General features: G+C 38.8%; 23 protein-coding genes. 17 read left to right on the top strand and 6 right to left on the bottom strand.

The window, feature by feature from the left end:
* Nucleotides 1–45: 45 nt before the first annotated feature.
* The gene (locus tag J7R13_RS03715; RefSeq protein WP_208437533.1) at nt 46–714 is read right to left on the bottom strand and encodes a uracil-DNA glycosylase; all 669 of its coding nucleotides are present in this window, start codon (nt 712–714) and stop codon (nt 46–48) included.
* A gap of 584 nt (nt 715–1,298) precedes the next feature.
* Between J7R13_RS03715 and rpoZ the strand changes: the two genes are divergently transcribed.
* The 11 genes from rpoZ to panB all read left to right on the top strand — a co-directional run bounded on the left by rpoZ (nt 1,299) and on the right by panB (nt 10,681).
* Nucleotides 1,299–1,697, top strand: coding sequence for a DNA-directed RNA polymerase subunit omega (rpoZ, locus tag J7R13_RS03710; protein ID WP_208437532.1), 399 nt, complete (start codon nt 1,299–1,301; stop codon nt 1,695–1,697).
* Between the two features lie 128 nt (nt 1,698–1,825).
* On the top strand, nt 1,826–4,051 hold the full coding sequence (locus J7R13_RS03705; RefSeq protein ID WP_208437531.1) for a RelA/SpoT family protein: 2,226 nt from the start codon (nt 1,826–1,828) through the stop codon (nt 4,049–4,051).
* A gap of 17 nt (nt 4,052–4,068) precedes the next feature.
* Complete coding sequence (pyrE, locus tag J7R13_RS03700) at nt 4,069–4,647, top strand: orotate phosphoribosyltransferase (RefSeq protein WP_208437598.1); 579 nt, start codon at nt 4,069–4,071, stop codon at nt 4,645–4,647.
* Nucleotides 4,648–4,740: 93 nt separating this feature from the next.
* Nucleotides 4,741–5,316, top strand: coding sequence for a DUF2062 domain-containing protein (locus J7R13_RS03695; protein ID WP_208437530.1), 576 nt, complete (start codon nt 4,741–4,743; stop codon nt 5,314–5,316).
* A gap of 23 nt (nt 5,317–5,339) precedes the next feature.
* Complete coding sequence (gene acpS, locus J7R13_RS03690) at nt 5,340–5,741, top strand: holo-ACP synthase (protein WP_208437529.1); 402 nt, start codon at nt 5,340–5,342, stop codon at nt 5,739–5,741.
* Between the two features lie 87 nt (nt 5,742–5,828).
* Nucleotides 5,829–6,644 carry a signal peptidase I gene (gene lepB / locus J7R13_RS03685; RefSeq protein WP_208437528.1) on the top strand — a complete coding sequence of 272 codons (816 nt, stop codon included), beginning with the start codon at nt 5,829–5,831 and terminating at the stop codon, nt 6,642–6,644.
* On the top strand, nt 6,622–7,332 hold the full coding sequence (gene rnc / locus J7R13_RS03680) for a ribonuclease III (protein WP_246786271.1): 711 nt from the start codon (nt 6,622–6,624) through the stop codon (nt 7,330–7,332). The genes lepB and rnc overlap by 23 nt, the downstream gene beginning before the upstream one ends.
* A complete protein-coding gene (gene era, locus J7R13_RS03675) occupies nt 7,325–8,224 on the top strand; it encodes a GTPase Era (RefSeq protein WP_208437526.1) in 900 nt (299 codons plus the stop codon). Before rnc ends, era begins: the two co-directional genes overlap by 8 nt.
* 7 nt (nt 8,225–8,231) lie before the next feature.
* Entirely contained in the window at nt 8,232–8,978 is a 747-nt protein-coding gene (gene recO, locus J7R13_RS03670) for a DNA repair protein RecO (RefSeq protein WP_208437525.1), read from the top strand.
* Nucleotides 8,979–9,000: 22 nt separating this feature from the next.
* Nucleotides 9,001–9,876, top strand: coding sequence for a pantoate--beta-alanine ligase (gene panC, locus J7R13_RS03665; RefSeq protein WP_208437524.1), 876 nt, complete (start codon nt 9,001–9,003; stop codon nt 9,874–9,876).
* On the top strand, nt 9,863–10,681 hold the full coding sequence (panB, locus tag J7R13_RS03660) for a 3-methyl-2-oxobutanoate hydroxymethyltransferase (RefSeq protein ID WP_208437523.1): 819 nt from the start codon (nt 9,863–9,865) through the stop codon (nt 10,679–10,681). Before panC ends, panB begins: the two co-directional genes overlap by 14 nt.
* Nucleotides 10,682–11,098: 417 nt before the next feature.
* Here panB and J7R13_RS03655 read toward each other — a convergent pair whose 3' ends face one another.
* Both J7R13_RS03655 and ygfZ read right to left on the bottom strand, forming a co-directional pair.
* Nucleotides 11,099–11,719: a YfbR-like 5'-deoxynucleotidase gene (locus J7R13_RS03655; protein ID WP_208437522.1), complete on the bottom strand. Its 621-nt coding sequence runs from the start codon at nt 11,717–11,719 to the stop codon at nt 11,099–11,101.
* Entirely contained in the window at nt 11,719–12,585 is an 867-nt protein-coding gene (ygfZ, locus tag J7R13_RS03650) for a CAF17-like 4Fe-4S cluster assembly/insertion protein YgfZ (protein WP_208437521.1), read from the bottom strand. Before ygfZ ends, J7R13_RS03655 begins: the two co-directional genes overlap by 1 nt.
* Nucleotides 12,586–12,649: 64 nt before the next feature.
* On the opposite strand from ygfZ, the gene J7R13_RS03645 reads away from it, so the two are divergent.
* Nucleotides 12,650–13,978, top strand: a complete 1,329-nt coding sequence (locus J7R13_RS03645) for a dihydroorotase (protein WP_208437520.1) — start codon at nt 12,650–12,652, stop codon at nt 13,976–13,978.
* Nucleotides 13,979–14,087: 109 nt separating this feature from the next.
* On the opposite strand, the gene J7R13_RS03640 is transcribed toward J7R13_RS03645, so the two are convergent.
* Complete coding sequence (locus J7R13_RS03640; protein ID WP_208437519.1) at nt 14,088–14,459, bottom strand: TIGR02301 family protein; 372 nt, start codon at nt 14,457–14,459, stop codon at nt 14,088–14,090.
* Between the two features lie 521 nt (nt 14,460–14,980).
* On the opposite strand from J7R13_RS03640, the gene cysS reads away from it, so the two are divergent.
* From cysS to pssA, 5 genes are all read left to right on the top strand, one after another.
* Nucleotides 14,981–16,489, top strand: a complete 1,509-nt coding sequence (gene cysS / locus J7R13_RS03635; protein ID WP_208437518.1) for a cysteine--tRNA ligase — start codon at nt 14,981–14,983, stop codon at nt 16,487–16,489.
* 42 nt (nt 16,490–16,531) lie between these two features.
* On the top strand, nt 16,532–17,203 hold the full coding sequence (locus tag J7R13_RS03630; RefSeq protein ID WP_208437517.1) for a DUF421 domain-containing protein: 672 nt from the start codon (nt 16,532–16,534) through the stop codon (nt 17,201–17,203).
* A gap of 117 nt (nt 17,204–17,320) precedes the next feature.
* Nucleotides 17,321–19,204, top strand: a complete 1,884-nt coding sequence (locus tag J7R13_RS03625) for an ABCB family ABC transporter ATP-binding protein/permease (RefSeq protein ID WP_208437516.1) — start codon at nt 17,321–17,323, stop codon at nt 19,202–19,204.
* A 116-nt stretch (nt 19,205–19,320) separates the two neighbouring features.
* Complete coding sequence (locus tag J7R13_RS03620) at nt 19,321–20,019, top strand: phosphatidylserine decarboxylase (RefSeq protein WP_208437515.1); 699 nt, start codon at nt 19,321–19,323, stop codon at nt 20,017–20,019.
* A gap of 8 nt (nt 20,020–20,027) precedes the next feature.
* Nucleotides 20,028–20,867, top strand: a complete 840-nt coding sequence (gene pssA / locus J7R13_RS03615) for a CDP-diacylglycerol--serine O-phosphatidyltransferase (protein ID WP_208437514.1) — start codon at nt 20,028–20,030, stop codon at nt 20,865–20,867.
* Nucleotides 20,868–21,379: 512 nt separating this feature from the next.
* Here pssA and J7R13_RS03610 read toward each other — a convergent pair.
* Together J7R13_RS03610 and purF are read right to left on the bottom strand one after the other, a co-directional pair.
* Complete coding sequence (locus tag J7R13_RS03610) at nt 21,380–22,129, bottom strand: SDR family NAD(P)-dependent oxidoreductase (RefSeq protein ID WP_208437513.1); 750 nt, start codon at nt 22,127–22,129, stop codon at nt 21,380–21,382.
* A 2-nt stretch (nt 22,130–22,131) separates the two neighbouring features.
* Nucleotides 22,132–23,622: an amidophosphoribosyltransferase gene (gene purF / locus J7R13_RS03605; RefSeq protein WP_208437512.1), complete on the bottom strand. Its 1,491-nt coding sequence runs from the start codon at nt 23,620–23,622 to the stop codon at nt 22,132–22,134.
* Between the last annotated feature and the right edge of the window lie 115 nt (nt 23,623–23,737).

Below are 23,737 nucleotides of genomic sequence, written 5' to 3'. Positions count from 1 at the left end.
AGGATCGGTTTGTATATTCTTTGTTATAGTAATGCTGGGAAAATTTCAGCATTGATCAATATATGTTTTTGCTGCTTCGAAAATCTGATGGAACATAGAGTCTGTTAAGCGGCCAGTGTTGGTATTATAGCGCGAACAATGATAGCTAGAAAAGATGCGTAATCTGCCAATGTTGTTTACTTCTCCATGTCCGAAAGGGTGGGATAAAATTTTTGCATTGAGGGCGCGTAGTGTTGAATGATGCGCAATAGTGCCGAGGGTGATAACAGCTTTAAGTTTGGGAAGATTTGTTAAAAGAGGCGAAAAAAAATATCTGCAAGTGTTAATTTCTGCACCAGTGGGTTTATTTTCTGGCGGAACACAACGGACTGAGTTAACAATTGCTGCATCAATCAATTTAAGATTGTCGTCTGCTCTTTCTTCAAAGGTTCCTTGGGCAAAACCAAACTTTTTTAAAGTGGAATAAAGTAAATGCCCAGCATAATCACCAGTGAACGGGCGTCCAGTTCGATTCGCTCCACGTAGTCCAGGAGCAAGACCAACAATGAGAAGGCGTGTTGTGGCTGCACCCTTATAAGGAAAAAATGGGCGCACCGGTGCATTATACCAAGTTGGTTCTTTTATACGCCAATCAGCGATGAATTTGTGTAAACGGGGGCATAAATTACAATTTTGGGGCGGTTCGGGGCAAAGCGATGTTGATTGGCTATTCATGGGTAGGAATTTATCATTTTTTATAATTTTTTTGCGTTACTTATAAGCTATATGATATATCATGTTTTTGTAAATAACCATGATGAACACAAAAATATTGTTTAATAACAGAGTTTAACATAAAATCACCGACTACTATCTTTCAAAGAGTGACAATCAGTTGGTGATTTATTCGATGAATAAGATAGGGATAAATAAGACGTTTAATGCGATAAGGTTTTTTATCTTCAGTGAAAACATTATCATAAATCATGTGTATGAGACTATCGCTATTGCGAATTTTTTTTAATAAATTTGAATGGTTGGTATAATTTAAAGAATGAACTCTCCAAATGTAGAAGGCAGTTTAAATGAGTGTAATTTTCTATTTGAATCCAGCACGCTTGGAGCCTTTACTTTAGAGTGGTACTGATAACAGATTTGAGGAGCCTATGTGCTTTTTATAGAATTTCTAAGAAATTTTTAAATGAGCTCTTTAAGCAAAAAATATTAAATCTTGCATTGTTTTTCTTGTGTTTTATTTTGATTATTGTATATACTTTATTTTCATTATGAAATTTTTAATCTTTAAGAAAGAGGCATAAATGGCCCGCGTAACGGTAGAAGATTGTGTTGATAAAGTTGATAACCGCTTTGAGTTGGTGCTTTTAGCTGGACATCGGGCGCGTCAAATTTCACAGGGTGCGCAGATCACAGTTGATCGTGATAATGATAAGAATCCAGTTGTTGCTTTGCGTGAAATAGCAGAAGAGACATTATCGCCTGCCGATTTGAAAGAAGATCTTATTCATTCGTTGCAAAAGCATGTGGAAGTGGATGAGCCAGAAATGGCAAGTGAATTTATTACGCATTCAGGTGAAGCTGAAAATGTTTTTGGAGCTTCAACAGAAGAAGAGGGCGGTTCGTTCGATCATATGTCGGAAGAAGAGCTTTTAGCGGGTATTGAAGGTTTGGTTATTCCGGAAAAGAGTGACGATTATTAAGTGCGTCAGTTTATATTATAGAAGCGAATAGACGTTAGCATGCATGACGTTTTTTTCTTGTTTTTTATTGATGAAATGTTCATATTCAATAAGGATTAGATTTGTGAAAAGATAAAGGATATGCTCGTATGATGCGTCAGTGTGAGCTCGTTGGGCGTGTTCAACGTTATAAGTCTGACGTGGATAAGGCTCTGTTAAATAGAGCCTACGATTACGCAATGCGAAAGCATGGTCATCAAAAGCGTGCTTCGGGCGATCTTTATTTTTCTCATCCTTTAGAAGTAGCTGCTATTTTGACAGATATGCGGTTAGATGAAGCGACCATCGCCGTTGCTCTTTTGCATGATACAATTGAAGATACAAGCGCTACACGAGCAGAAATTGATCAACTTTTCGGATCTGAAATTGGTAAGTTGGTTGAAGGGCTCACAAAACTTAATAAGCTTGATCTTGTATCAAAGAAGGCAGTACAGGCAGAGAATCTGCGTAAACTTCTTATCGCTATTTCTGATGATGTTCGCGTTCTTTTAGTCAAACTTGCTGATCGTCTTCATAACATGCGTACCCTTGGTGTTATGCGTGATGATAAGCGTAGGCGAATTGCTGAGGAGACAATGGATATTTATGCGCCACTTGCGGGCCGCATGGGTATGCAGGATATGCGCGAGGAGTTAGAAGATCTCTCTTTCCTTTATTTAAACCCAGAAGGTTATCGAACGATTACCAATCGACTTTCTGAATTATCAAAGCGTAATCTTGATTTACTTTCTAGGATTGAAAATGAATTGACAAAACTTTTTTTAGAGAATGGCATTAAAGCAGATGTTAAAAGCCGTCAAAAAAAATCTTATTCAGTTTTTCGTAAAATGGAAAGTAAGGCGTTATCTTTTGAACAATTGTCCGATATTTTTGGATTTCGCGTCATTGTTGAAACAGTAAATGATTGTTATCGTGCTCTTGGTGTTATCCATACGACGTGGCCAATGGTCCCTGGTCGTTTTAAAGATTATATTTCTATACCAAAGCAGAATGATTATCGTTCCATTCATACAACGATTGTAGGTCCTTCGAGGCAACGTGTTGAGTTGCAGATTAGAACTGCTGTGATGGATGAAATTGCTGAATATGGTGTTGCTGCACATTCCATTTATAAAGATCACGGTTCCAATTATTCGTCTTCGAAATTATCAAACGAAACCAATGCCTATGCATGGTTACGTCAAACAATTCAATCTTTGTCAGATGGGGATAACCCAGAAGAGTTTTTAGAACATACAAAGCTTGAGCTTTTTCAAGATCAAGTTTTTTGTTTTACTCCGAAAGGTCGATTGATTGCCTTTCCAAAAGGCGCTACCCCCATTGATTTTGCTTATGCAGTTCATACTGATATTGGTGATTCTTGTGTGGGGGTAAAAATCAATGGTCGTATTATGCCTTTAATGACAAAATTAAAAAATGGTGATGAAGTTGATATTATACGTTCACAAGCTCAAATTCCACCAGCAGCATGGGAGTTTCTTGTTGTGACAGGTAAAGCACGCTCAGCCATTCGTCGAGCAACCCGCGCAGCGGTACGTAAGCAATATTCAGGTTTGGGATATCGTATACTCGAGCGTGCGTTTGAGTATATGGGAAAACAATTTTCCAAAGATATTCTTAAGCAAGTTTTGCCACGTTTGGCACGCAAAGATGTGGAAGACGTATTGGCTGCTGTTGGGCGTGGTGAATTGCCTTCTGCTGATGTGATAAAAGCGGTTTATCCTGATTATCAAGATCACCGTGTGGTACAAAAGTCGTCTTTTAAGCCTGGGGAAGAAGGTTGGTTTAATATTGAAAATGCTCAAGGTATGATTTTTAAAGTTCCAGAAAATGAAAAGGATACGACGGCAGAAAAGCATCAATCCAAAGCTTTACCTATTCGAGGAACTCGTGGTGATATTCCCGTACGGTTTTCTCCTGAAGGGGCAGTTCCGGGAGATCGGATTGTTGGTATTATGCAACCAGGCGAGGGAATCGTTATTTATCCGATACAATCCTCGGCTTTAATGGCTTATGATGATCAGCCAGAACGATGGATTGATGTCCGCTGGGATATTGATATTCAAATGAGTGAACGTTTTCCTGCTCGGATTAATATTTTGGCTGTTAACAGTCCTGGCTCATTGGCAGAAATTACGCAAGTGATTTCTGCCAATGATGCCAATATACAAAATTTATCTTTTATCCGTACAGCACCAGATTTCACGGAAATTATGATTGATCTGGAAGTTTGGGATTTAAAACATTTGAATCGTATTTTTTCTCAGTTAAAAGAGGCTGGTTCGATTAGTGCAGTACGGCGGGTTCACGGATGAAAAAGAGAGATTTTGCGGTGAATACACAAGATGTGATTGAAATTTTTAAACAAGCAGATGCTATTCTGGAAGGGCATTTTATTTTAACGTCAGGTCGTCATAGTGCGACTTACATGCAGAAGGCGAAAGTATTCATGCATGCTGACTTAACAGAGAAGTTATGTCGTGGATTAGCTGAAAAAATCAAAAAATCTGTCGAGGGCAAAATTGATTACGTGGTTGGTCCTGCAATTGGTGGACTTATCCCTTCGTATGAGACTTCACGTCATCTTGGTATTCCTTCTCTGTGGGTAGAACGTGTAAATGGTGTATTTGAGTTGCGTCGTTTTGAGATCAAGAAGGGTGCACGAGTTGTGATTGTTGAAGATATTGTGACAACAGGTCTTTCCATTCGTGAGACAGTTGAGGCTTTGGTTGCAACAGGAGCAGATGTGGTGGCGAGTGCATGTATTCTTGATCGTTCTGGGGGTAAGGCTGATGTCGGAGTTCCGTTGATTGCACTTGCTGAATACGAGATAGCATCTTATGCTAGTGATGCACTCCCTGCTGAACTCGCTATGCTTCCAGCAATCAAGCCAGGAAGTCGAAATATTTAATTGTCTTTCTATTTTTTTTTGTGCAAAAGCTTGGAGAAATTCATTTGAAACATGCAGATTATTTCATTGTCATAAATATATATTGAGAGTTATATGCTTTTTCGTCGTCGAGAACCAGTAGATTTTTTAAAGCGTATTCGGCTTTGGTTGTGGCCACGTCGTTCATTTTCTCGCTCATTTTGCTATATACGTAAGCGTATTTTGCGTATATCAGCGACGCCACATAAAGTCGCGTTGGGATTTGCTATTGGCATTTTTTTAGCCTGTTCACCTCTCTTTGGAATGCATATTATTTTGGCAATATTTTTTTCCTGGATTTTGCGCGGAAACTTTGCGGCAGCGATCATCGGGACGATTTTTTCTAATCCACTTACATTTTTGTTAATTGTTATGGCAGATTATAAGGTAGGTTATTTCTTTTTATCGCTTTTTAGTAATGTAAATGAGATTTCTCTTTCTCAAATTCGCTTTCTGTTTAACGGTTTAACACTGTCGAATGTATCTCTGCTTTTTAAGGACGCATGGAATTCAATCATGAGACCTATGATTTTAGGTGGTATCCTTTTGGGTGTTACTCTTGGTAGCTTATCTTATATAAGTGTTTACAGAGCAATCGCCCGTTTTCAACAAAAGCGATATCAAAAAATTATAAAAAAAAAGCGTTTGTGACAAGGAAATTTGGGTGATATTTTATGATCGTTGGTCTTGGAAATGATCTGATTGATATAAGACGCATTGAAAGAATGTTGATTCGTTATGGTGACCGTTTTATTCAACGTATTTTTACCGACATTGAACAGACAAAATCTGAAAATCTTCAAAAAAGATCTTCTTCTTACGCCAAAAGGTTTGCTGCCAAAGAAGCATGTGCTAAGGCTTTGGGAACAGGAATCGCTTGTGGTGTGAGTTGGAAAGACATGGGGGTGGTCAATTTATCATCCGGCAAACCAATTATGAAATTATCAGATCGTGCGCAAATACAATTACAAAGGTTATTGCCTCCTCATTACGAAGCTGTCATTCATCTTAGTATAACGGACGATTTTCCTTGGGCGCAGGCATTTATTATTATCGAAGCGCTTCCGCGTGGATAGACATAGATCTTGTAGGAGATTGTACTTTTGTTATTTAAACATTATGATAAAAAATGAGTTATATCTGTTATGGGAAGGGTGTCTGTAATGATGCAGAAAGAAAAAATGCGTAAAAAAGAAGAAAAAGGGCGAGTTCTTGAATTTATTTTGGTATTAATACAGGCGCTGTTTTTAGCAGCGGTTATTCGTACACTTTTTTTTCAGCCTTTCAGTATTCCTTCCGGTTCAATGCGACCTACTTTGCTTGTGGGAGATTATCTGTTTGTTTCTAAATATGCATATGGGTATTCTCGTTTTTCCATACCCTTTTCTCTCCCTATTTTTTCTGGGCGCATTTGGGCATCTCAGCCTCAGCGTGGAGATGTTGTGGTTTTTCGTTTACCGAGCAATCCAGATATTGATTATATAAAACGTGTTGTTGGACTACCAGGCGATCGTATACAAGTTCGACAGAGTGTTCTTTATATTAATGACGAGGCTGTTTCACGTCATTTTATGGGGAAGGTTGATAATTCTGATATAACAGAGGTGAATTACCCTGTTGACGTTTATCGTGAGACGATGCCAAATGGTGTTAGCTACAATACACTCGATTTAGCTTTTATTCCACAAGTGGATGACACAAAAGTTTTCGAAGTCCCACAAGGGCATTATTTTATGATGGGTGATAACCGCGATAATTCAGATGATAGTCGTTTAGATGTGGGCTATGTTCCAGAAGAAAATCTTATTGGTCGAGCAAGTATAATTTTTTTCTCTATTAGTAATGGTTCAAGTGCTTGGCAGATTTGGCGCTGGCCATTTGATATACGCTGGAGTCGTTTGTTTTCTTTTATCAATACCGTTCATGATTTGCCGCTTATCAAGCAAGGAATCAATGATGAAGCGTCGTCCAATGATTAATCAGCTTGAAAAGCTGACGGGGCACCATTTTAGAGATGAAGAGAGATTAAAAAAAGCATTAACACATTCTAGTGTACAAGATTCGGAACAGGGAAATTATGAGCGGCTGGAATTTCTAGGTGATCGAGTTCTAGGGCTTTTGATTGCAGAAATGCTCTATCAATTTTTTCCACAGGCAAGTGAAGGGGAATTATCGGTACGTTTAAATGGTCTAGTCAACGCACAGACGTGTGCCGATATTGCGCAAGAAATGGGTTTGCCTGATATGATCCATGTTGGTTTTGAGATGAGAAGCTTCGAGGGGCGTCGTCTCACGAATATGTACGCTGATGTGGTTGAAGCTTTGATTGCTGTAATGTATCTTGATGGAGGATTGGAGAGTGTTCGTCCCTTTATTAAAAGATATTGGCAAAGTCGGGCAAAGCAAATGGACGCTGGTCGACGTGATGCCAAGACCGAGTTGCAAGAATGGGCGCATATACAAGGCGGTGTACAACCGCATTATCGGGTTATAAAGCGTTCTGGTCCAGATCATAATCCTGTTTTTATGGTAGAGGTGAATATTTTGGGTTTTGCACCGGAGATTGGGCAAGGAAATTCTAAGCGATGTGCTGAAAGAATGGCGGCTGAAAAAATTTTACGGCGAGAGGGGATATGGGAAACAATAGGAAAAAATAATCATGAATAGCCTTGAAAAAACGCGTTCTGGTTTTGTTGTGCTTATTGGAATGCCTAATGCCGGTAAGTCGACATTGGTTAATCAGTTAGTTGGAACGAAGGTTTCAATTGTAACGCATAAGGTCCAAACGACGCGAACTTTGATTCGTGGTATTGTTGTTCATGATAATGCGCAAATTGTTTTGATTGATACTCCAGGTGTTTTTCGTCCCCACAAGCGTTTAGAACGTGCTATGGTGTCTGCTGCTTGGGGAGGCGCTAAGAGTGCTGATATCCTTTTAGTTTTGATTGATGTTCAAAGTGGTCTTTCGGATGAAGTCTGTGCAATGTTAGATATTGTAAAAAATCTTAAACAAGATAAGATTCTCGTTCTTAATAAGATTGATACAGTTGTTAAGTCATCCCTTTTAGCGTTAACCACTCAAATTAATGAGCGCGTGAAGTTTGTGCAGACATTTATGATTTCGGCTTTAAACGGTTCTGGTTGCAAGGATTTGCTTCATGCATTGAGTATAATGATGCAGGAGGGACCTTGGTATTATCCGGAAGATCAAATTTCAGATATGCCCATGCGTCATCTTGCTGCTGAAATCACGCGTGAAAAGCTTTTTCTTCGTCTCCATGATGAACTTCCTTATACCTCAACAGTCGAAACAGAAAGCTGGGAAGAGTATTCAGATGGTTCAGTTAAAATTAATCAAGTCATTTATGTAGAGCGTGAAAGTCAGAAAAAAATTGTTTTAGGGGCAAAAGGCGATACAATTAAAGCGATTGGACAGGCAGCACGCAAAGAATTAATGAAAATTATGGATCAGAAAGTTCATCTTTTTCTCTTTGTGAAAGTGCGTGATAATTGGGATACTGATCCAGAGCGTTACCGCGAAATGGGACTGGATTTTTAAAAACAAAATGAAATGGAAAGAACAAGCCATCATCCTTGGGACGCGCCAATATGGTGAAACAAGTGTTATTCTTGAAATTATGACGCGTCAGCGTGGCCGTTATATGGGAGTGGTAAAAGGGGGGCGTTCTCGTCGTATGGCGGCTCTTCTTCAACCTGGGAATTTTGTTGAGGCTGAGTGGTGGGCACGTTTAGACGAACATTTGGGGATTTTTCGGCTTGAAGCGCTTAACTTACATGCTGCACGGTTAATTCTCTTACCAGAGGCACTTTATGCTTTGCAGTTGATAGCTTTTCATTTGCGTCTTCTTCCTGAGCGTGATCCACATCCTATTTTATACGATATTTTACATCTCTTTATGCAGAATTTTGATGAGCGGTCTGTAAACGCAGAGTTGCTTGTACGTTTTGAAATGCGGCTGCTTGAAGAACTTGGCTTTGGCCTTGATTTGTCTCATTGTGCTGCAACAGGCAGTACAGAAAGACTTTGTTATGTATCACCAAAATCGGGACGAGCTGTATGTGAGGAGGCGGGGCGCCCTTGGAAAGAGAAGCTTCTCATTTTACCACAGTTTCTTGTGCAAAGAACGACACGTCCTGTGGATTTTAATGACATAATAAATGGTTTCATTCTAACGGGTTTCTTTTTAATGCGTCATGTTTGGGAACCACGGGATATAAAGCAACCACTGGTGCGCATGAATTTGATACAATTATTTAAACGCCAATTTTGTACGCAAGTGTCAATTTGTTAATCTGATAAATAGTCAATAGAATATGAAGATGCGAATCTTAAAAACAATTTCTGAAGTACGTCAATATATCGCAGCAGAACGGTGTTTAGGACTTTCGATTGGTTTTGTTCCAACGATGGGGGCACTGCATGAAGGTCACCTAGCATTAGTGCAGCAAGCACGAGCAACGTGTGATAGAGTGTTGGTTTCTATTTTTGTTAATCCAAAACAATTTGGTCCCAACGAGGGTTTTGATAAATATCCAAGAGATTTGGTGGGCGATTGTGCTTTGTTGAAAAAAGCGAGTGTTGAATATGTTTTTGCACCTTCTGTAGAAGAAATGTGGCCACTAGGAAATGACACAGTTGTGGAGGTGAGAAAGTTATCACGTATTTTGATAGGGAGATTACGTCCAGGGCATTTTTATGGCGTGACCAGCGTTGTTGCTAAGCTTTTTAATATTGTCCAACCAGATAAAGCTTTTTTTGGGGAAAAGGATTTTCAACAAATTTTGATTATTCGGCGTATGGTTGAAGACTTAGCTTTTCCTATTGAAATTGTAGGGGTGCCTATTTTACGTGAAGCAGATGGTCTCGCCTGTTCTTCACGTAATCAGCTTTTAACATTAGAAGATCGCAAAGCTGCAAAAATTATTCCTAAAAGTGGTAAAGCTGCTGAAAAACTTTATCGCCAAGGTGAACGCTCGGTTGATAAATTATGCAAAATTGTTCGTTATATTTTACAGCAAGAATCGCGTGCTATCATTGAATCAGTAGATTTACGGGATATGGAAACCTTATGCGAGGTCAAAGGGAGATTAGAAAAACCTGCAGTTTTACTCCTCACGGTCCGCTTTGGTACAGTGAGGCTTATTGATCAATACATATTGCAAGAGAAGCATGAAAATGAGTGTACATAATAAAACTATGAAGCGTATAACTTCTTCTGAAATACGATCAAGAAAAGGGCAACGACCGATTGTTTCTTTAACAGCTTATCAGGCGTATACTGCGCGAATTGCTGACCCATATTGCGATTTACTTTTGGTTGGTGATAGCGTTGGCATGGTTGTGTATGGGTTTGAGACAACACTTCCTGTTAATTTAGACATGATGATTTTGCACGGACAGGCGGTTATGCGTGGGTCTCAAAAAGCCCTTGTAGTCGTTGATATGCCTTTTGGTTCTTATGAAGAGAGTCCAGAACAAGCTTTTTCTAATGCGTCGCGTGTTCTTGCAGAAACAGGGTGTGGTGCAGTGAAGCTTGAAGGCGGTGTTTATATAGCAGAAACAATTGATTTTTTGTGTAAACGTGGCATTCCAGTTATGGGGCATATCGGACTGACGCCACAGGCGGTAAATCGTTTTGGCGGTTTCAAGACGCAAGGACGCAAGGAGAGTGATTGGCAAAGGATTGAATCCGATGGGATGGCGATTGAAGAAGCTGGTGCTTTTGCTGTAGTTGTGGAAGGGGTTGTCGAACCTTTAGCGGTGAAGCTTACAGAAAAACTTTCTATCCCGACCATTGGTATTGGTGCGTCTAATCAGTGCGATGGACAGGTATTAGTTATGGAGGATATGTTGGGCTACGGTGCTTATGTGCCAAAATTTGTGCGTCGTTATGGTGCTCTTGAACAAGCAATGGAGTCTGCAATCAAGAATTATGCAGAGGATGTCACATCGCGTACTTTTCCAGCTGATGAGGAAGTTTATAAACTAAAATAAAACCCACTTTAATATGAAAAGTTTGACAAGAGAACATTTGTTATCGAGCTCTGATAATGGATTGTGTGTTCTTTCATATATCTCTTGTTTGTATTCAATTTGAGCTATAATTTTTAATATATCATTTCGTTTATATAATTATTGATTCATAAACGCATAAAGTTTTCGAAGCTTTCATTGATAGTATATCGCAAAAATTTGAACTTAATAATATGTGCTTTTTGTTGGTTTTAAGTTACAAGTTATTATAGAGGCAGAAATTGTAGACTATCAAATTTCTATAGGATAGTCGATGAACAAGGGGAATCATTCTTTTTATAATTGTATTCAAGTAAGCGTTAAGGGAAAAAGGCGAAAACTTAATATAGGCATTTTTCTCAACTAAAATGATAAAGGATGAATGATACAAGAAGAGTATTAGTATGCTCTCTGGGTATCAAGGTTATTAAAACGGATTAAAAAGGTATTTTCAATTTTTTGTGTAGAGTATGGTTGCAAATTGAGATCATCGGGTAAAATGTTATTTGGAGAGCCAAAATAGCGAAGAGCTTCTTCTGTATTAAATCCAGCAAGCGTGATAGCTTCGTAGAATGCAGCAATGCGGTCGGCTTGTTTGATTTTTTTTAAGAGCTTTTGAGAAGGATTAACGGGGAGGGAAAAGCGCATGTGGATAGCATCTTGTATACGTTTTTCGATGAGCTCGTATTGTTTTCCTATGACAGCTTTAAAGGGCGAAATCATATCACCTATGACATATTCCGGTGCATCGTGAAGGAGAGCACACAGGCACTCATCGCTACGCGATTGGGGGAAAAGTTTCTGAAATATTTGTTCTACCAAAAGTGAATGCTGTGCAACAGAATAGGCATGTTCTCCTCGTGTTTGACCGTTCCAACGTGCAACGCGGGCAAGTCCATGGGCAATATCTTCGATTTCAACATCAAAAGGAGAAGGGTTTAGCAAATCGAGACGTCGGCCAGAAAGCATTCTTTGCCAAGCGCGTGCTTCTCCATTTTTTGATAATTCAGCTTTAGCCATTAGGGAGTTTCCACAGGGCTTTCAGGAAAGGTAAAATTCATATTTTCAGCAATGCTTACTGTGACGGGAGAATTTTCTACTATAAATGGGATATTGTTATTCATAGCATCTTTGACATGATCTATACGCATTAAAACTAAGGCTTCGTTTGCAGCACATGTTCCTAGATAACCAAGTATTTTTTTTCCTGCTTCAACACTGGAGCCTTGGGTTAATTCATGCTGGCTTTTTACGACTAAAACACGGCGACGTGCCGCGCGACGGTGATGCATTCTTGAAACAACTTCTTGCCCGATATAGCAACCTTTATTAAACGCTAGCCCACTGATTTGATCGTAATTAATATCATGGGGAAAGACTTTCCCTATTTCGTAATCTTGACCGCTTTCTGCGATTGCATAACGAATACGCAATCGATCCCAATTATCATTATATTCTGGAGCAAAAAAAGGTATTTTTCCATAGGATCGTATTATTTTTTCTTTTTGTGGAAATCGCTTATCAATAAAACTTGAATCAAAATTTAAAGTATTTGATTCATTATTCCAGAAAACTGTAACAAGTTCTTGTAATGGTTGTGTAATTTCTATTTTTGTGTGCAGTTTATAGAGGAGCAGACGCTTGTAGAGGGTATCAGCTAAAGATGCAACGGTATCAATCAGATAACCATCATCTCTTTTACCGATAAGAAAATCAGCAATAACCTTTCCTTGTGGAGATAAGAGAGCTCCAGGGAAAATTTCTTTTGGGCCGATTTTTGTCACATCTGTTGTGATAAGAACTTGAAGAAAATGTGTTGCTTCTTCACCGGTAACTTTAATAATTTTACGGTTTTTAAAGAGAATGGCATTTTGTTTTTCAATCATGGTTCTTGCCTTTCTGCCTAAAGTTACATAATCGATAAAGAAAGGATATGTGAGGAGCACGGCTATGTTTAAAACATTTGATACAATTTTTAAAGGCGCAACAGTGGTAAATCATGATGGAATGAATAAGCGTGATATTGGTATTACAAATGGCCGTATTGCTGAAATTGGGGATCTTACATGTGCATCTGCTGGTGAAGTGATTGATTGTACAGGGCTTCACATTTTACCAGGGATTATCGATAGTCAAGTTCATTTTCGTGAGCCAGGCAATGAACATAAGGAGGATTTGGAAAGTGGTTCATATTCCGCGGTTTTAGGAGGTGTTACAGCAGTATTTGAAATGCCTAATACCAATCCATTAACCACATCGGAAGAAGCTTTGTCTGATAAAGTAAAACGCGGATTTCATCGGATGCATTGTGATTTTGCCTTTTGGGTTGGAGGAACACGTGAAAATGTACATGAATTGGCCGAATTAGAAAAACTTCCTGGAGCTGCCGGAATTAAAGTCTTTATGGGGTCTTCTACGGGTGATCTTTTGGTGGATGATGATGAGAGTGTGCGTCTTATTTTGAAGAATATTCACCGTCGTGCAGCTTTTCATTCTGAAGATGAGGCAAGGCTCAGAGAGCGTAAAATGTTGTGTATTGAAGGGGATGCATCATCGCACCCAGTTTGGCGTGACGAAGTCGCAGCATTAAAATGTACACAGCGCTTGGTGAAAATCGCGCATGAAACGAAGGCGCGCATTCATGTGTTACATCTCTCTACTGCGGAAGAAATCGATTTTCTAAAAAAACATAAAGATGTGGCAACCATTGAAGTTACGCAGCATCATTTGACTTTAACTGCTGATGATTATTTGCAGTTTGGCACATTGATTCAGATGAACCCACCTATTCGTGAAAGCCGCCACCGTGAGTCTCTTTGGTACGGTGTTCAGCAAGGTATTGTTGATGTGTTAGGTTCTGATCATGCTCCTCATACGCTTGAGGAAAAGCTTAAAACTTATCCTGCGTCACCTTCAGGGATGACAGGTGTGCAGACAACAACGGCAATTATGCTAACACATGTAAATGCAGGAAAGCTCTCTCTTGAACGTTTTGTTGATCTCACTTCGCATGGTCCTAGCCGCATTTTTGGTATAAGCTGTAAAGGGCGCCTTGCTGTTGGATATGATGCTGATTTGACCATTGTTGATCTGAAGCGGGAAGAAATTATTACGAATGCATTAATTGGTTCGCGTGTAGGTTGGACACCATATGATGGTAAAAAAGTTAAAGGCTGGCCTGTTGGTACTATTATTCGTGGCATGCGTGTTATGTGGGAAGGTGAAATTATTACACCGTCGCAAGGTGAACCTGTTAAATTTATAGAAGCTTTGGCGTGACAAAATGAAAATTTGTACGGCTTTATGGAATGATTTTGTGCATAAAAAGGGCTCTCTAACAATTTTGTGAAGACAAGGTATTTTGAGAGCCTAAGAGCTTTTGTAGGAGTTAATTATTAAGTTGTATAAGAAGGTTTTCGGACAAGGCTCTACCCTCTTTGACATATCTTTGATTTGCTTCAATTGCTGACTGTGTACAATGATGATAATTTTCTGAGAAGGCGCGATATGCTTCATTAAACGCTTCGTAAAAATAAGCGCGTCTTTGTGGAATTGGTTGTTCTGCTTCGATCAGTGCGGTCATATAGTCATACCATTGGTTTGTTGGAGTCTTACAAAGATTATGTAAATAATGCAGCGACCCCAAAATTTCTGCCAGTCGTAGCAATTTTGTTTCATAGGGTGGTGATTGTTGTGCAAAAGTTGGTGTTAAAGATAGAAAAAACATTAAAAAAGTGATTTTTATCAATATATTACGCATTATTTTACTTTTCCTTTTTAATAAAATTTTGTAGATTACAATCGTGGATAAAATGGCTTTGTTGTAAAGGATATGTTAAAAGACAGGACGAAAATGGTTTGTGTATTATTACCAATGGTGGGTGTGTTATAAAATTTAGGGCATGAAAGAGAGTAAGGAAGCCATCATGGGTTTATGAAAAATTCTGATAAATCTTTATGTGGTTAAAGATTTTAGATTTTTTTATATGTAATTCCTTTTTCCTATGAGTTTACGTTATATAGCGCGTTGCAAATTTTCTCCTGAGACAGTTTTCTCATCAAGAAAAGATACGGTCTTTATCGATAGAATACTTTTATCCAATCAAATAAATTGGATTTTTTTTTGTGAAAGATGATGGATACAGCTTAAATAAAGGGGGCGAAGTTATGAGAATTTTACATAAGAGACATGAAAGTTTTAGCCTAACCACACAATGTAATAATCTTGAGTAAGATTCATCATGAAGAACGGCGAGTAATATCGCTAACGGAGTATAATTTATGAAAGAGTTGCGATTTTATAATACGCTTACACGTAAAAAAGAAAATTTTACACCGATAGATGTGACTAAGGTACGTCTTTATGTTTGTGGTCCAACGGTTTATGATTATGCGCATATAGGAAACGCACGTCCCGTGATCGTTTTTGATATTTTATTTCGCTTATTGCGTCATGTTTATGGCAATGATCATGTTATATATGCGCGTAATATTACAGACGTGGATGATAAAATTAATGCACGAGCAGCTTGCGAATATTCAGAACTCGCACTTAATGAAGCTATTCGCCAATTGACGGAACGTACATATTTTCAATTTCAACAAGATATACTAGCACTTGGTTGTTTACTGCCCACCAGTCAACCGCGTGCAACTGATCATTTAGAAGAAATGCGCTCTTTGATTGAAAGGTTGCTTGAAAAAGGGCACGCTTATAAGGCGGAAAATCATATATTATTTTCTGTGAGTAGCATAAAAGAACACCCCCTTTATGGGTCATTTGCAAAACGTTCTTTAGATGAAATGAGAGCCGGTGCGCGTGTTGATGTCGCTGCTTATAAAAGGGAGGAGATGGATTTTGTTTTATGGAAGCCCTCTGAGGATGGGGAACCAGGTTGGGTATCGCCGGCAGGAATTCCTGTCTTAGGTCGTCCGGGATGGCATATCGAATGTTCTGCGATGTCGATGGCAACGCTGTTAGCACCCTATGGCGGTGGTTTGTTTTGTGATGATCCAACAGCGAATATTTTTGATATCCATGGTGGTGGTATCGATTTGATTTTTCCTCACCATGAAAATGAGATTGCACAAAGTTGTTCAGCTTTTGGAACTGAGCGGATGGCTAATCTTTGGATGCATAATGGATTTTTGCAAGTTGAAGGTAAAAAGATGTCTAAAAGCCTTGGCAATTTCATAACCATTCGTTCTGTTTTAGAGAGCGATTTTGTTGAGACTAGTGGTATTTTAACAGATGAAATGAAGCAAAATTGGGCTGGTTTGTCTGCACGTTTTTCAATGTTACAAACGCATTATCGTGAACCGTTAAATTGGACAGCTCAGCGTTTGGCGCAGTCTAGTAGCGAATTGTATCGTTGGTATCAATTGCTTCGCTGTGAAAGAGAAAGTGTAGAAAACAGCGAATCGATTGATGAATCTTTGCTAAACACACTAAGTGATGATCTTAATACTCCGAGTGCATTTACTCTTTTGCGAAAATTTTATAAAGCAGGAGATGCTATAGCGCTCGCAAATGGGATGAATTTATTTGGGCTCTTGCGGCAAGAATGGATTAGCGATCTAGAATGCCCTCTGTTTACAAGAAAAACTTCTCTTGATGAAAAATTTATTGATCAGCGCATTGCCGAAAGGTTGCAGCTTATCCATAATAAAGAGTGGGCAGCTGCGGATACAATTCGTGATGAGCTTGCAGCCGAGGGGGTTTTACTCAAAGATAGCAAGGATTCACAAACTGGTGAACGTATAACCGTGTGGGAAATAAAACGCTTATAATTCCCGTATTCTAGCAGCTTTCATAACAAGGGAGAAAGTTTGATGGAGTTTTTATATTATTACGGGTATGTCACATTTAAATTGGTTGTAGGTCTTATCGCCTTCCTCTTGATTTTAAGAACAACGGGACGCGGAAGCCTCAGTCAAATGACACCGGTTGATTTGATAAGCAATTTTGTGATGGGGGGTATCATTGGGGGAGTTGTTTATAATCCGAACATTAGTACTGTTCAATTGTTAATTGTTTTATGTATTTGGCAAGCTTTGGTTACATCTCTTAATTTTTTTGCACGCTATTCAGTTTTTTTTCGTCGTCTTGTTGCAGGACGGAATGTCACATTAGTTTTAGATAGTGTATTTCAAATGGATAAGATTAAGAGTTTGGGGATCAGCGTAAATGACTTGATTACAATGTTGCGAATTAAAGGTTGTAGTTTACATGAAGCAGCTTTTGTTCATTTAGAAACCAGTGGTGATTGTTCCGTTGTTAAAAAGGATGAGGGGAAAAAGTCGATCATTTTAGTCGAAAATGGCGAAATTATCGACGATGGACTTAAAGAGATTGGTAAATCAAAGACATGGCTTCAAGCAGAATTGAAAAAAAAGCGTGTAAAAGTTGAGAATTTATTTGCAGCAGAATGGTATGAGCATACAGACGAAAATAATAAATCTTATGGTGGATTATTTCTTGTTCCTTTTTCAAAAACAGTCTAACCTTAAAGGTTAAAATGTATAATTTACCGGAGGTATATACAAAGAGATGATATGACCTGTAAACAGTAACAAGGTGGTTGTCGTCTGTTGATTAAATAATAGAACAGTAAGGGCTTTATGGAACAGAGTGAAATAACAAAAACTGTGTCATCAGGTACAGGTCAAACTCTACGTACACTTTATAATTTATGGCCTTATATGTGGCCGGTAGATCGGCGCGATCTAAAAATGCGTGTACTATGGGCGATATTTTATCTTGTTTTGGCCAAGCTCGTTCTCATATGTGTGCCATATTTCTTTAAATATGCTACGGATGCACTTGATGAGAGCTTTAAGCTGCCGGTATGGTTTCCATCCAGTTGGCTTATTCCTATTATGCTGGTTTTAGCATATAATGTTACGCGTATTATTCAGGCTGGATTAAACCAGTTACGTGATTCCCTTTTTGCGACCGTTGGTCAACATGCTATTCGCCAATTAGCCTATAAGACTTTTGTGCATATTCATGGATTATCTTTGCGATTTCATCTAGAAAGGCGAACAGGTGGACTTTCTCGTGTGATTGAGCGTGGTACGAAGGGAATTGAAGCTATCGTTAGATTTTCAATTCTGAACACAGTACCAACGGTTTTAGAATTTGTTTTGACAGCATTTGTATTTTACATAAGCTATGGATGGCACTATTTGTTCATAGTTGTAATAATGGTTGGCTTGTATATTTGGTTCACAATTAAGGCGAGTGATTGGCGCATTCGAATTCGGGAAAAAATGAATATGGCAGATACTGAGGCCAATACGCATGCTGTTGATTCTCTTTTGAACTTTGAAACTGTCAAATATTTTTGCAACGAAACCCTAGAAGCACGTCGATTTGATTCTTCTATGGCAAATTATGAAAAAGCAGCAACAAAAATTTGGACATCGTTAAGTTGGCTTAATTTTGGTCAGGCTCTTATTTTTGGTATTGGAATGACTGTTCTGATGTTGATGTCAGCTTATGAAATTTTTCATAAGACCCAAACTTTAGGGGATTTCGTTTTTATTAATGCGCTTTTAATACAGCTTTCTATTCCGCTGAATTTTATTGGTTCAATTTATCGTGACGTTCGACAAGGATTAACTGATATTGAAGCCATGTTTGATCTTTTAGATGTGCAGCAGGAAATCGTTGATAAATCGGATGCTAAACCATTGATAGTGCATGATGGTAGTATTCGGTTTAGTCAGGTGAAGTTTTCCTATGATCCGACTCGTCAGATTCTCAAAGATATTGATTTTGAGATCCCTGGAGGCAAAACTGTTGCGATTGTCGGTCCATCCGGTGCTGGTAAATCGACTATTTCTCGATTACTTTTTCGTTTTTACGATGTGGATTCGGGTTCTATCACAATTGACGGACAAGATATCCGCGATGTAACGCAAAAAAGTTTGCGTGAAGCTATCGGCATGGTACCGCAGGATACGGTGTTATTTAATGATACCATTGCATATAACATTTGCTACGGGCGCCCAAGTGCTACAGAGGAAGAGATGCGCAAAGCTGCTGAAATGGCTCAGATATCAAAATTTATTGAGATGCTTCCAGAAGGATTTCAATCTATGGTAGGTGAACGTGGACTAAAACTATCAGGTGGTGAAAAACAACGTGTGGCTATTGCACGGACACTGTTAAAAGCTCCTCCACTTCTTATTCTGGATGAAGCAACAGCGGCTCTTGATACGACAACGGAACAAGAAATTCAACAAGCATTGGATATTGTAAGCCGTGGGCGGACAACATTGATAATTGCGCATCGTCTTTCTACTGTTATAAATGCGGATGAAATTTTTGTTCTGAAAAATGGCCGTATTATTGAAAATGGGACGCATGCAGAGCTTTTACGTAAGAAAGGTTTATATGCTTCAATGTGGAATAAGCAGCTTGAAGCATCGCAAGCTGAAGAAAAATTACGTAAAATGCGTGAAGAAGATGAGACAGGCGTTGTTAATCGTAAAAAATAAGCTGCGAAAATGTAGCTTATATCTTTATAGGGAGCGACTGATTAAGTACAAAAAAAGATAAAGAGGAACAAAAAGATTTATTACTTGTTTAAGTTATACTGTGAATGGGAAATTATATGAGTATTCTACAATCTATCCATAATAGCTTTGTGCCAATTCATAAAGAGGGTTATCCTTTTATTATAGCGTTTTTTATTATTTCGCTCATTTTTGGTTGGGTATGGAGTCCGTTGTTTTGGTGTGGTCTTGTTCTTACTGTGTGGTGTATATACTTCTTTCGCGATCCAGAGCGTGTGATCCCTTTGAATCCCGATTGGGTTATGTCTCCTGCTGATGGGCGTATCTCATTCGTTGAGCCATGTGTTCCGCCTGAAGAATTAGGATTGGGTAGCAAAGAAATGATCCGTATTTCCGTATTTATGGATATTTTCTCGTGCCATATTAACCGTATTCCCATAAGTGGTACAGTAGAATCTATAATTTATCGTCCAGGTCAGTTTAGAAATGCTGAGCTTGATAAAGCTAGCCAGTTTAACGAGCGTAATGGACTGGTGATTGACAGCAAACACGGTAAAATTGGTATGGTACAGATAGCTGGGATGGTTGCTCGCAGGATTGTTTGTTGGTCGAAAGAAAATGATTCCGTTAATACTGGAGAACGATTTGGGTTGATTCGTTTTGGTTCTCGCCTTGATATTTATATACCCACTGAAGTAAAATTACGTATTGCGGTTGGTCAGACAGCAATTGCTGGAGAAACAGTTTTAGCTTCTTTTGATGATAAGAGTGCTACAACTGATTTCAGATTTGATTAGGACAAACAATGAAAAATTTTTCACTATTTTCTTCATTTAATCCTGAGGGACAGCATGATGATGTTGTAAATCGATGGCGTTCACCTACACCTATGCGGTATATCATTCCCAATATCATCACTATTTTGGCGATTTGTGCAGGAATGAGCAGTATTCGTTTGGCTTTTGAGCATCGCTATGAGGCTGCTATTTTAATGGTGCTTTTGGCAGCAATCTTAGATGGCGCTGATGGTCGCATTGCCCGTTTAATGGATGGGAGTTCATCTTTTGGGGCACAGATGGATTCTCTTGCTGATGTGGTTAATTTTGGTGTTGCTCCAGCGCTTATTGTTTACTCCTTTATTTTGACTCAAGCTCACCAAGTAGGTTGGGTAGCGGCACTAGTCTATTGTGTTGCATGTTGTTTGCGATTAGCGCGTTTTAATGTGATGTTGGATAACGCGGATATACCAAAATGGCAGGAAAATTATTTTATTGGCGTTCCTGCGCCAGCAGGGGCGTTATTACTTTTATTGCCTATGTATTTAGGAGCTCTTGGTTTGATGCCGAGTTGGAGCTGGGCATTATTTTTTAGCCTTTATACTGTTATTATTGCTTTTCTATTGGTTAGTCGTTTACCAGTATGGAACGCAAAAACAATTGATCAAAATTTGAGGCGTGATATCGTTGTGCCGTGCATGTTGGGTGTTGTGATTTATGTAGGTTTTCTTGCAACGTACACATGGCACACTTTATTGATAACTGCTGTTAGTTATATGATTTTTCTTCCATGTAGTTTTGTGTCTTATAATAAACGCGCTGTTTTGGAAGAAAAGAAGATTAATGCTCAAAATATCAAAGAATCGTAGAGATTTATATTTTGTTTTTGGGAAGAAGAATAAAAGTAGAGAGAAATTTAACTCAGGTTGATCATTTTTATTCTATGTTTATGATTGTTAGAAGCACGCTCCTCATGAAGAATAACACGTCATTGTGCTGTTCATTCATGAGCTTACTTTAAAGAAACCTCTCTTGTTACTCCCAATCTCATTTCACAACAGGTCGTTAAAGGTATAAAGTAAAATCCTCTGTGCTCTACCGTTTTTATGCTTACAAAATAAAGCTACAAACCGGCACCATCATTATGTTTACTAATTTCCAATGTTATAATTCCTCTTACATTGAGAGGGTTCATGATAGGCATGTTTGCTCTTTTCTTAAACGATTTTATCCACACATTCATTCCGTTTGCTTACAGCATACAAACGAGCTTTTTTTCTGATTTATAATGAGAGGGGTTGAAATGAAAAAATCTTACTGTATTTATGATTCTCATTTAAGTTACAGAACAAGAATTATTTTTATAAATCAGTATATTGCCTTAATCGGGTACATGATAATCCATAAACCGATTTTTACGGACATTAAAAAGTTTGCCTGTTTCTTTTAAATAAGGCGATGATAAATGGACTATCTTTGTTGCAACTTCTTTTGGTGAAGGGAGAGTTTGAGGATCTTCACCAGGTATGGCCTGTGCACGCATGGCAGTACGTGTTGCGCCGGGGTCAACACAATTAATTTTGATAGGGGTTTGCTTTAGTTCTTCTGCCCAACAACGGGCAATAACTTCTAAAGCAGCTTTAGAGGCTGCATAAGGTCCCCAGAAAGCGCGTGCAACATGAGCAACGCTTGAAGATAGCAGAATCGCTCGTCCAGCATTAGATTTACGCAATAAAGGTTCCATGGCTTTCATTAAGCGCCATTGGCTGATGAGATTTATTTGAAAAATATCTTCAAATACCGTGTTTTCGATATGCGCTATTGGTGAGAGCGTTCCAAGAATTCCTGCATTTGCGACCATAATATCGATTTTTTTCCAGTGCTTAGCAATAGAAACGCTAAGAGTATCAATGTTTTCCATATGATGTAAGTCAAGTGGGACAAGTGTTGCACAAGAACCTTTTTCTCGGATTTTATTATCAAGTTCAGTGAGTCCACTCACTGTGCGTGCTAGGGCAATAATGTGAGCACCACGTGCTGCGAGTTCTAATGCTAAATGGTAGCCAATACCTCTTGAAGCACCGGTAACAAGTGCAACACGACCAGAGAGACTAAAATCAAATTTTGTCATCACTAATCTCTTGTTTTAAGGACAGATGATTGATGAATTTTGGGGATACTTTCTTGATCAACCAGATGTGTGGGGTATTGTCCAGTAAAATAATGGTCAGTAAATTGTGGATCAGCGTTATTTCGTTTTTCTCCTGCTACAGCAAGATATAGACCATCCGTTGAAAGAAATTCTAATGAATCAGCTCCAACAAAATTACACATGGATTTTAAATCTGGGTATTGATTAGCCAATAGACTTTCAACTTTAGGTGTATCAATGCCATAAAAATCGGGATAGAAAATCATAGGGCTAGAAATGCGCATATGAACTTCTTTTGCTCCTGCATCACGGAGCATTCGCACAATTTTAAGGGACGTTGTTCCACGGACAATAGAGTCATCAACCAGAATAACACGTTTTCCTTTTATGACAGAACGATTTGCAGAGTGCTTTAATTTTACTCCAAAAGCACGAATTTGTTGTGTTGGTTCAATAAAAGTGCGGCCAACATAGTGATTACGAATAATACCAAGCTCAAAGGGAATTCCAATTTTTTGTGCATAGCCAATTGCAGCGGGTGTTCCGCCATCAGGAACGGGAACTACAACATCACCTTCACAAGGAGCTTCTTGCGCCAAATAAATTCCCATATTTTTACGGGCGGTGTAAACACTGCGCCCTCCAACGATTGAATCAGGACGCGCAAAATAGACATATTCAAAAAGGCACAGTCTTTCAGGTTTTTCATTCTCTGGTTCTATAATTTTTTTAGTAATTTCCCCATTTTTTTGTATTTCACATATGATAATTTCGCCATTTTTAACATCGCGGACATATTTTGCTCCAATAATATCAAGTGCACAGGTTTCGGAACAAAAGATTGGTTTACCATCAAGCTCACCCATCACGAGAGGTCGAATTCCTGTTGGATCTCGCGCTGCAATGAGCTTAGTGCGTGTGAGCGCCAACATGGCATATCCACCTTCCACTTGCCGAATAGCATCGACAAAACGATCAGATGACGATTCATAAGGTGAACGGGCAATAAGATGAAGAAAAACTTCTGAATCTGATGTCGATTGACAGATGGCACCCGAGGCAATGAGTTTGCGGCGTAGTGTAAGACCATTGGTGAGATTGCCATTATGGGCAATAGCAATACCTCCAACTTTTAATTCAGCAAAAAGAGGCTGAACGTTGCGTAATGCTATTTCTCCAGTTGTTGAATAACGGGTGTGTCCGATAGCACGATTTCCCGGTAAACGGGCAAGTGTTGCAGGGTTTGTATAGTGATCACCAACAAGACCTAGATGTTTTTCTTGATGAAACATTTTGTTGTGGTAAGAAACAATACCAGCTGCTTCTTGCCCACGATGCTGAAGTGCATGGAGTCCGAGAGCTGTTAACGTTGCCGCATCTTCATGACCAAGAATACCAAAAACTCCACATTCCTCATGTAGGGTATCGTCATCCAATGAAAAATCCTGACAGGAAATGTCGCTTTTTATCATTATATTCTTTCAGTTGTGATATGAAGAATGATTATATCATACTTCCCATATTATTTGAAACTTTTTGTCCATGACAAACTCTTCCCCATTTTGCCAAATCACCTCTTCATGAGGG

It is taken from the genome of Bartonella taylorii 8TBB, assembly GCF_902825155.1.
Lineage (GTDB): Bacteria > Pseudomonadota > Alphaproteobacteria > Rhizobiales > Rhizobiaceae > Bartonella > Bartonella taylorii_A.
The sequence above is the reverse complement of the archived record's forward strand: the minus strand, read 5'-3'. Positions and strand labels throughout refer to the sequence as shown.